The organism is Micromonospora echinofusca (genome assembly GCF_017614955.1).
Lineage (GTDB): Bacteria > Actinomycetota > Actinomycetes > Mycobacteriales > Micromonosporaceae > Micromonospora > Micromonospora echinofusca_A.
Genome location: NZ_WVUH01000257.1, coordinates 1 through 10,761 on the forward strand (window position 1 = coordinate 1; position 10,761 = coordinate 10,761).

2 protein-coding genes and 1 pseudogene are annotated in these 10,761 nt (G+C 76.7%); all 3 read left to right on the plus strand.

The genetic code is table 11. From position 1 onward, the window contains the following. Positions 1-15: 15 nt before the first annotated feature. The gene (locus GSF22_RS24190; protein ID WP_208816031.1) at positions 16-4,977 is read left to right on the plus strand and encodes a hypothetical protein; all 4,962 of its coding nucleotides are present in this window, start codon (positions 16-18) and stop codon (positions 4,975-4,977) included. Further along, positions 4,974-9,497 (plus strand): hypothetical protein, encoded by a 4,524-nt coding sequence (locus tag GSF22_RS24195; RefSeq protein WP_208816032.1) that lies wholly within the window; start codon positions 4,974-4,976, stop codon positions 9,495-9,497. The genes GSF22_RS24190 and GSF22_RS24195 overlap by 4 nt, the downstream gene beginning before the upstream one ends. Next, positions 9,494-10,761 (plus strand): annotated as a pseudogene (locus GSF22_RS24200) (hypothetical protein); the annotation flags it as partial. The gene GSF22_RS24195 and the pseudogene GSF22_RS24200, both read left to right, overlap by 4 nt.

The window sequence follows — 10,761 nt, forward strand, 5'->3', positions numbered from 1 at the left end:
GAAGGTGTCCTGACCATGGGTGGTCTCCGTTTCCTGCCCTGGGTACGCGACGGCGTCGCCCGCCTGATCGCCGCATCCGACCCGCTCTCCGGGGCCCTGCCGCTGCACCGTCCCGAGGTGTCCCTGTCGGTCACCGCGCAGGGCACCGGGCCCGGCCAGGACGAACCGGTGGACGTCGTCGGTACCGCCGCCGCCCTGCTGCACGGACCCGGCGACGTCACCGGCCTGGCCGGACAGCAGGTCATCCGCAGCCACCCGGCACCCGGCACGGACAACGCCGACGGCACACTCTTCGCCGCCGTCGAGTTCGACCGGCCCGACCTGCCGTGGCTGCACACCCCGGCCAGCCCGGACAGCCAGGGCCGGCTGCGCCCCTGGCTGGTGCTGGTGGTCGTACCGGCCGGTGCGCGCGGCCGGGTGGAGCAGGTACCCGGTCAACCGCTGCCCCGGCTGCACACCGTGGTCGGTGAACTGCCCCACCTCACCGAGTCGTGGGCGTGGGCACACGCCCAGGTGCTGGTCGTCGAGGAGACCGAGGACGTCGCGGAGGTGATCGCCACCGCGCCGGAACGCACCCTGTCCCGGCTGGTCTGCCCCCGCCGGCTGGATCCGGACACCGACTACCTGGCCGCCGTCGTACCGGCCTTCGACGCCGGGGTACGGACCGGGCTCGGCATGCCGGTGGCGACCGGACCGCTGCTCCCCGCCTGGGGACCCGGTTCCCCGGTGGTCGACGACCCGCAGGCGCCGCTGACCCTGCCGGTGTACCACCACTGGACGTTCCGGACCGGCCCGGACGGTGACTTCGAGTCGCTGGCCCGCCGGTTGCGGGCCCGGCCGTTGCCGGTGGACGTGGGTCGGCGACCGGTGGACGTCGGCGCCGCCGGTGGTGGTCTGCCCGCCATCGAGCCACCCGGCGTCGAGGGGCGCTCGGTGCTCGGTTTCGAGGGGGCGCTCGCCTCACCGGCGATGACCCCGACCGCCTGGCAGCCGTCCGTCGCCGGGCCGTGGCAGGCCCGGATGGCCGAACTGTTGGAGCACGTCGGGGACCGGCTCACCCCACCGCTGTACGGGGAGGTCCACCTCCAGGAGGGACACGTACCGCCGGACGGTACGGAGCCCCGCTGGCTGGCCGGGCTGAACCTCGACCCGCGCTACCGGGCGGCTGCCGCGCTGGGTACCCGGGTGATCCAGCAGCACCAGGAGGAACTGGCCGCCGCCGCGTGGGCCCGCGCCGCCGAACTGCGGGCGGTCAACCAGCGGCTGCGCCGGGGCCAGGCCAGCCGGGACAGCGCGGCGGCCCTGTTCACCCGGCGGGTCGACCCGGACACGCCGGGACGGGCCCTCGCCGACCACGAACTGGTCGCGGTGACCCGCCCGGTGCACGACCTGGCGCAGACCCCGCCCGCCGTCGCGTCCGCCGCTGCCGGTAGCGCGTCCACCGGCGCCGCCCCGACGGTGGACGACCTGCTGGACGGCAACGAGGGCGCCCGGGCCGCCACGAGCGCGCCGTTCCGTCGGCTGGCCCGGCCCCGTGGTCCGCTGGCCCGCCGGCTGCGTACCGCGACGGCACCGTCGGCCGCGCTGCGCCGACTGGCCGACGGCACGAGCCCGGTACCGCCGGCCCGCATCCCGGCCGGCGGCACGGTCTTCAACACACTGGTACCGACCGGACAGGGCATCGGCCACCTGACCCGGACCGTGATCGAGGCAGCCGACCCGTGGTGGCGTACCACCGCGTCGGTGGCGCCCGCCGCCCTGGTGTCCGCCGCCTTGGTGTCCGCCGCCGACGACCCGGTGACCACCATGGCCAGCAACGGCGGGGACCTGCTCGGCGCCGACCGGTTCTTCCTGGCCGGCGGGGACGGGCGGCTGTTCGAGTACCGCCGGCTCGACGGGGCCTGGGCCTGGCGGGACCACGGGGCCCCGCCCGACGCCACGGTCGCCACCTCCGCCGCCGCCGTCGCCCCGGACCGGGTCTACGTCCGCACCCACGACAGCCGGCTGTACGAGCGCCGCTGGGACGGCGACCGGTGGGTGTGGCGCGACTGCGGCAGCCCGCCCGGCGGCACGGCCAGCCGGCCCACCGCCCGGGGCACCGACCTCTTCCTGCTCGGCGCCGGCGGTGACCTGTACCGGTACGACACCACCGGCGGGACGTGGTCGTCGCTGGGCCGCCCGACGCTCACCACCGGGGAGCGGCTGTGGGGCTCCCCCCGGCCGGTCGCCGAGGGTGTCTTCGTCGCCACCAACACCGGTCGGCTCTTCGTGTACACCGGCCAGTGGGCGCCGGCCGGGCCGACCGGGGCGCCGCCGGTGTGGGGTTCCCCGGCCGCCCTGCCCCACCCGTCCGCCGGCGGATACGGCGGCCTGTCGTACCTGACGCCGACCGGCGTGCTGGTCGAGCGGTACACCACCGGCATGGGGCCGTCGGTCCGGGAGCACGGCCGGGTCAGCGTCACCGGCGGCGCCCAGAACCTGCCGATCGTCTCGCTGGGTCAGCAGGTCGGCCCGTTCGGGCAGGACGAGTCGGCGGTGGTCCTGGTGCTGGCCCGACCCGACGCCGACCCGGCGGACCTGCGGCTCTACGGCCGCTACCAGTGGCACAACGACGGGACCGGGGTCATCGACCGGTGGTGGGGCGAGATCGGCCGGCCGGACGGCGGCCTCGCGCCCAACCGGCCCGGCCCGGTGGTCGGCGACGAACGCGACGGCGAGGTCTTCCTGCGCAGCGCCGACGGCCGGCTGGTCTCGTACAGCTGGCGCAACCAGGGTTCCGGCTGGCTCGACCACGGGCACCCGGCCGACCGGCGGGGCGCCGGACCGGACACCGCCCCCGCCCCGGCCGACCTGCGGTTCGCACCCCGGATCGGGTTGCTGACGTCGCTGCTGGTCGGCCACACCGTCGACGAGGGCGCCGGCAGCCGGTTCCGCCTCCAGGCCGTGCACCACCTCGACGAGGAGGGCCGGCTGCGGGAGACCAGCCCCGCCCCGGCGGTCGGCGGCCCGCTCACCGGCGTACCGGCCGTCGCCACCACCATCACCGCGCGGATGTCCACCGCCAACCGGCCGGCCCAGGTGTTCGCGGTGGCGCTACTGCCCGGCGACCTCCCCGGTACCCGCCGACTCGTCTACTGGGTGGGCACCGGCATCGCCGCCGACGGCACCGCCACCGGCGGCTGGACCGGCCCGCACCCGCTGCCCGACCCGGTCAGCGGCAACGCGGTCGGGCTCGCCGCCACCGTCGCCGACCTCGACGGCGACGGGCTGCCCGAACTGGTCGTCGGGTACACCCGGATCGCACCGGGGACGACGGTCCGGCAGGTCTGCTACCGGGTCGGCTGGGCGCTGGACGCCGCCGGCGTGGCCACCCGGGGCTGGACGGACTCCCGGCCCGTCCCGGGGAGCTTCGGCACGGTCGGCTCGCTCAGCCTCGACGTGGTCGACATGACCGGGGACCTGACCCCGGACCTGCTCGTCTTCGTCGCCGGCACCGACCCCGCCGGGACCCCGGTGGCCCGCTACCGCACCGGCCGGGGCATCAACCGGCGGGGCCGGATCCCGGACAGCGGGTGGACCGACCCCCGGCCGGTCCCCGACGAGGCGGCGGTGGCCGGCGGTACCGGTGCCGGTGTCGCGGTCGCCGACATCACCGGTACCCGCCGACCCGACCTGGTGGTGGCCCACCGGTCCCGGCAGGGCACCCTCACCACCCGGGTCGGATTCGACCTGGACCCTGCGGGTGTCCCGGTGATCTGGAGTCCGGCGCAGGTCGTCGCCGGCACGGCCGACGCCGCCACCGGACGCGGCTGCGCGCTGCTCGTCGCGGACCTGCGGGCCGACCTGGTGGCCGACCGGGCCCTGATGGGGGACACCTTCCTCGGCGCCGCCGCGAACCACCAGGACCGCCTGGCACCCGCCCAGGCACTCGCCGCCGACCCGCGTCCACCCCGGGTACCCCTGGCCGTGGCCGCCGCCGCGGTACGGCAGACCGTCCGACCGGAGACCGCCGTACCCGGTGAGGTGCTGGCCGGGTTGACGGTCGGCGGGACGACGTTGGCGGCGGCACTGCCGGACAGCGGTGACCCGCTGCGCCGGCTGCTCGCCGGACTCACCTTCGAGGTACCCACCTACGAGCTGCTGCGCGAGCTGTCGCAGGAGCACATCGTGCCGAACCTGCCGGCGGTGGCCCCGGAGACGATGACCGCCCTCGCCGTGAACCCCCGGTTCGTCGAGGCGTACCTGGTCGGCCTGAACCACGAGATGAGCCGGGAGATGCTCTGGCGGGGCTTCCCGACCGACCCCCGGCACACCTGGTTCCGCCGGTTCTGGGACGGGTACGACGCCGGCACCCCGTCGACCGACATCCCGCCGCTGACCGACCCGGCCTGGCGGCGCGGCCCGCTCGGCAGCCACCTGACCGGCGCTGGTGCCGCCGGCGACGGGAACCTGGTGCTGGTGCTGCGGGGCGAGGTGCTGCGGCGTTTCCCGTCCACCGTGGTCACCATGCGTCGGGCCCGCTGGACCGGCCCGACCCTGCGGGAACCCACCGGCGGGGACGTGCTGCCCACCTTCCACGCCGAACTCTCCCCGGACCTGCTGCTGTTCGGCTTCCCGTACACCGCCGCCACGGCCCGGGGCGCGGCGGACCACAGCGGTGACCCCGGCTGGTTCTTCGTCCTGCGGGAACAGCCCACCGCACCCCGGTTCGGCCTGGACGCCGAACCGGACGACTGGACCCCGCCGCCGAGCCCACCGCCGTGGACCGGCCCGCACTGGGACGACCTGCACTGGGGACTGCTGCCCGCCGGGGCGACCCGGCTGTCCCCGTACGCGCCGAACCTGCTCGACGTCACCCTCGACGGCGCCCGGTTCGGCCGCAACGCCGCCGACATGGCCCGGGTGGTGCTCCAGCGGCCCGTCATGCTCGCCCGCCACGCCAGTGACCTGCTGCCCCCGCCGGAGACCTCACCATGACCTCGCCCGTACCCCTGTCCACCGCCCTGACCGACCAGCCGTGGAGCCTCTCCACCGGGTACCCGGTGGTGCTGCTGCCGGTCCGCCTGGAGACCCGGTTCGCCGGTAGCACCCTGCACATCCGGGTGTACCCCGACCAGATCCACATCGACAGCCACGAGCCGGAGCTGACCGCGCAGGAGGAGCAGGCCGGCCGGGTCTACTGGTGCGGACCGACCGGTACCACCCCCCGGCCGCCGGACGGCACGGACTGGACCACCCTGGTCCGGCAGTTCGGCGCGGCCCGGGCCGGCTGGATCGCCCGGGTGATGGAACCTGACCCGGTCACCGGGGACCTCCCGGACCCGCTGGACCGGCCGGCGCCCTGGTGCCGCCCGGCCCGGGTCCGGCTGCTGCCGACCCGCTGGTACGCGGTCGGACGGACCGTCGACGGCGCCCTGTTCACCGGCGCGTCCACCCCGGTCACCCGGGACCTGGCCGCCGGGCCCGACCCGTCCGCCACCGGGGCCGCCGCCCCGCCGACCGGTGACCCCGAGGCGGTCCCCGTCGACGCGGGCATGCGCTGGATGGTGGACCACGCGACCGCCACGGCCGCCGGGATGGCCTTCACCGTGCCGGTACCCGCCGGCACCGACGGCCGCCCCCGGCCGGTGCAGCGGCTGCTGGTCTTCGGCGTCGACGCCGACCGGGCACCCGAGATCGCGGCGACGGACCTGGCCCGGCTGCTGGAGGCACACGCCGCCACCGACGGGCTGGCCTTCCTGCCCCCGGGCACCCCCACCAACAACACCGAGGCGGTCACCGTCGCCGACCAGGCCCCGGTCACCCCGGTCACCGGCGTCGACGCCGTACCCGGCGGCACCGGGCCGACCGTGACGACCGCCGCCGCGCTGACCAGCCGGGCGCTCGGCGTACCCCTGCTCGCGGCGCCCGGCGACCTGCTGGCCACCACCCGGGGACGCCCGGCCCGCGCCGACGCCCCGACCGCGCTGGCCCGCGCCGCCGACGCCGCCCGGGACGAACGGCCGGTGGCCCGGCTGGTCCGCCGGGTGCTCTGGCCGGCCGGACCGGGCAGCATGCTGCGGCACCTGCTGCCGGTGGCCACCCCCACCGAGCAGCGGCAGCTGCGGGACCACTTCGTGGACCACCTGCATCCCGAGGGGCCACTGCCGACCCTGCGGATCGGTGCCCAGCCCTACGGGCTGCTGCCGGTCGCCGCGCTGCGTGGCTGGCAGCCCACCGGCCCGGGTGAACAGCGCGCGGTCACCGTGCTGCGCAACCTGTGGCAGCAGGTGTGGCTCGCCGCCCCGGCCCCGCGCATCACCCCCGGCCTGGCCGACCCGGAACGGACCATGCTGGAGATCCTGGCCACCGACGCCCGGGTACTGGAGGTCCGGGCCCGCAGCATGCTCGGCAACGAGTACGTCAGCTGGCTGTGGCGGTTCGCCCGGCTCGACCTCGGGCCGGCCTGGCGTCAGCAGGTCGTCGAACCGGGTCGGGCCCTGCTGGCCGCGCTCGGCCTGGGCGGCCCGGTCGACCCCCGGCTCTCCCTGGCGGTCTTCGCCCGGGAGGCGTTCGCCCTGGGCACCCCGTTGCTGGCCGAGCCCGACCCGGCGCAGGGCAGCCGGATCCGCGCGTACCTCGACGCGCTGGCCGCCGTCGGTCTGCGCGGCGACCAGGTACCGGACCGGCCCACCCCGGACGGGCCGGTACCGCTGTTCCACCGGCTGCTGCGGGCGGCGCTGATCGCCGAGCACTCCGCCGCCGCAGATCTGCTCGCCGCTGCCGTGGGACTGCCGGCCGCCGCCGAGATCCCCGAACCCGAACTGGTCGACGTGCGCCCGCACGAGGTGACCGCCACGCTGCGTCGCCGCCTGGCGGTCACCGTGCCCGGCGCCGGTGTCCCCGTCGGTGACCTGCTCGCCGCCGACCCCGGCACCGACCCGGTACGCCGGCAGGTCACCGCCGACCTGCGGGAGTTCCGGGCCGCGTTGGCCGACCTGTCCACCGCGCTGGCCGACCCGGACCCGCTCGACCCGGCCGACCTGGACCGGCACGTACGCGGCACCCTCGGGCTGACCGCGCACCGGCTGGACGCCTGGATCACCTCGCTGGCCACCGGCCGGCTGGACCGGCTGACCGCCACCCGGCCCGTCGGCACCCCCGACGGGGTGCACGTGGGCGCCTACGGCTGGGTCACCGACCTGCGCCCGGCACCCCCGCCGACCCTGGTCGACCGGCCCGCGCACGTACCGGCCACGGCGGCCCCGGCGACCCTGGTCGCGGCGCCCGCCGACGCGGGACACGTGCACGCCCCGTCCCCGGCCCAGGCGGTCACCGCAGCCGTGCTGCGCAGCGCCTGGCGGTCCCACGGCGGCGGTGACGACAACCCGGCCGCGGTGGACCTGTCGTCGCGGCGGGTCCGGCTGGCCGGGCAGCTGCTCGCCGGCATGCGCTCCGGGCAGGCCCTCGGCGAACTGCTCGGGTACCGCTTCGAACGCGGCCTGCACGACCATCCGCAGGGACCGCTGGACCAGCACGTACCGACGTTCCGGGCCGTCGCCCCGGTCCGCGCCCACCGGGTGGACCCGGCCCCCGACGACACGGTGACCATCGCGTCGGTCGAGGAGTCCACCGCCGTGACCGACGGGCTGGAACTGCACCGGTTGCACCGGGCCGGCGCGCTCACCGACCTGCTCGACGCTCTGCCGGGGGCGGACCGGCCCGCCGTCGAGCAGGTCCTCGCCGAACTGGCCGACCTGGTCGACGCGGTCGCCGACGTGCTGCTCGCCGAGGGGGTCCACCAGTTGGCCGCCGGGGACGCCAACCGGGCCGCCGCCGCGACGGACGTCCTCTCCGGTGCCGCCGGCAGCCCGCCCGAACTGCACGTGACCCGTACCCCGGCCGACGGGGTCACCGTCACCCACCGGGTCGTCCTGCTGGCCAACCTGGACGGGCGGTTCGACCGCCGCCGGGTCGACTGGCCGGTGGCGCGGGAACACCAGCCCCGGGTCGTCCCGGCGGCGGTGGACGCGCTGACCGCCGCGTTGCTGCCGTCGGCGGGACGGGTGTGGTGGCGGGCGCGCTGGCACGCGCCGGACGGCTCGGCAACCACCGGCTGGGTGCCCGGCAGCCTGGACCGGTTGCAGGCGGCGGCCGTGGACCACGTCGCCGGTCCGCCGCACCCCGGCCGGCCGGAGCAGACCGACCTGGACCGGCGGATCGGGGAGGCCAGCTGGACCGCGCTGGCCCCGACCACGGTGACCGCCGGCTGGCGGCTGGAACTGGACTACGACCGGGACCCGGGCTGGCCGGCCGACCGGATCAGCGTCGGCGAGTTCCTCACCGCCGTCGCCGCGTTGCGCGACCTGTTCGGCCGGGGACGGGAACTGCTCGCCGCCGACCTGGGCGTCGACCCGGAGGCACCGGTGCAGGTCGACACCGCCACCCGGGAACAGGCCACCGAACTGTGGCAGCTCGCCCGGACCACCGCCGCCGGGCTCGACGCCGCCGACCCGGCCGGTCCGGACCCCGCCGGCACGGTACGGAACCTGCTGCGTACCGCCGCCGGGTTCGGGGTGGTCGGGGTGTATCCGCCGCCGGAGCCGGACGGTGGGACGACCCTGGCCGAGGTGATCGGGCACGCCGTCGGTGACCTGCACCGCCGGATCGCCGCGCACTGCCGGCTGGTGGCCGAACTGCGTAACCGGACCCCCTGTACCGAAGGCGCCTGCACCTGCGTACCGGCCAGCGACTTCGACGATCCGACTGCGCCGCCGGAGCAGCGCCGGGAGTTGCACACCGCCCGGGTCCGGGCGCTGCTCGGGCCGGACCTGCCGGTGCTGTCGCAGACCCGGGCCCCGGACCCGGCCGCCCTGGGCACCGCCCTGGCGGCCAGTGACAGCCTCCAGGGCGGCTCACCGCACCCGGTGCGCCGCTGGCTGGCCCGGTACGGCCGGGTCCGCCCGGCGGTCGGCCGGCTTCAGGAGGTGCTCACCTTCGCCGAGGCGCTCGGCGCCGGTGGCGCGGTGCAGGCCCCGGCCCGGATCCGGGTGGCCCAACTGCCGTACCGGCCGAACGACCGGTGGGTGGGGGAGACCGCGCCGGCCGCCGACACCCAGCCGGTCTCGCTGGTGCTGGTCGGTCTCGGCGACGTCGACCCGCAGCAGCCGGTGCACGGGCTGCTCGTCGACGAGTGGACCGAGGTGGTACCCGACGGTCGGGTACGCACCGGCCTCACCTTCGAGTACGACGCCCCGGCCGCCGCCGCCCCGCAGGCGGTCCTGCTCGGCGTCAGCGCCGACGGCGCGGAGACCTGGCAGCCGGCCGGACTCGCCCAGGTGCTCGAGGAGGCCCTGGACCTGGCCGTGGCCCGGGTCACCGACCTCGACTCGCTCGGTGCCGGTGGCCAGTTCCTGCCGGCGTTCTACCTGCCCACCAACGTCGCCGAGCCGGCGGCCAGCACCGACTTCGTACCCGACGCGGCACCCCTGCCGTCCACCCTGGAGGCGACCCGATGAGCCAGTTCGGCGACGTCCTTACGGCGGCGACCGTGGACGTTCCCCCGTCCGCCGCGACCGGACCGGAGACCGTGCCGACCGGACCGGAGACCGTGCCGTCGGTGACCACCTGGACCCGGCTGGAGCCCCGGACCCGCCGGGCCGACCTGAGCCCGGCCCTGGAGGCCCGGACCGCCGACCCGCTGTGGCTGCTGGCCCGGCAGTGGCAGTTCGGCGAGTTCACCGGGGAGGACGCCGGGTCCCCGGTGCTGGCCCGGGTACAGGCGGAGGTGGCGCCGATGACCCGCTACCGGCCCGGGACGGCTACCGCCAGCGCGGTCGACCTGCCGCCCGGCACGCCCCTGGAGGCGCTGGTCGAGCGGGAGGGCATCGACACCACCGACGACCTGCGTTTCGCCGTCGAGACCGGACAGCAGTTCCTGCGCCTGCTCGGCGGCGCCGGGGCCGCGGATTTGGCCCCGGTGGTGACCGCCCGGTACCCGGTGCCGGCGGTCCCGCCGGATGCCCCGTCGGCTGCCGATCCCGCCACCGCCGGGTACCTGCGGATCGTCGCCGGCCGGGTACCGCACGGCGACCGGCTGCTGCGGGCGTGCGCCGCCGGCACCCTGGAGGCCGACCTGTCGGTGCCGGCGGACCGGCTCACCGCACTGCGTGCCGCCGTGGCCGCCTGGCTGACCTGGCTCGGTGTGCCGGACCGGCCCGCCGGCCCGCCCGACGGCTACCTGCTCCAACTACCGGCGGTGATCTCCCCGGGGGTGGACCCCCGGCCGGCGACACCACCCTGGCCACCGGCGGACTTCCACCCGCTGGCCGGGACCGCCGGGTTGACCGGCGGCGCCTGGCAGCGGGAACGGATGGAGTACGACTTCGCGGTGGCCGCCGCCGGGGTGGACGGGGAGACCGTGCTCACCGCCGCCGAGTACGACGGCGACCGGCTCGACTGGTACCACTTCGACCTCGATCCGGCGGCGACGTTGGAGGCGGAGCCGGCCAGCACCGACCTGGTCCGGGTGACCCTGCCCACCCCGGTCGGCTACGCCGGGATGCCGTCGACCCGGTTCTGGGAGATGGAGGACTCCCGGGTCAACCTCGCCCAGGTCGGGGCGGGCGCCACCGACCTGGCCCGGATGTTCGTGCTGGAGTACGGCCTGGCCTACGCCAATGACCACTTCCTGGTCCCGCTGGAACTGCCGGTCGGTTCGGTGACCCGGATCCGGTCGCTGATCGTCACCGACACGTTCGGGGTGCGGACCCTGGTGCCGGC

What these genes read in the sequence shown, in the direction of transcription:
- GSF22_RS24195 (WP_208816032.1), top strand. Translation starts at nt 4,974, where the DNA reads ATGACCTCGCCCGTACCCCTGTCCACCGCCCTGACCGACCAGCCGTGG.
- GSF22_RS24190 (WP_208816031.1), top strand. Translation starts at nt 16, where the DNA reads ATGGGTGGTCTCCGTTTCCTGCCCTGGGTACGCGACGGCGTCGCCCGC.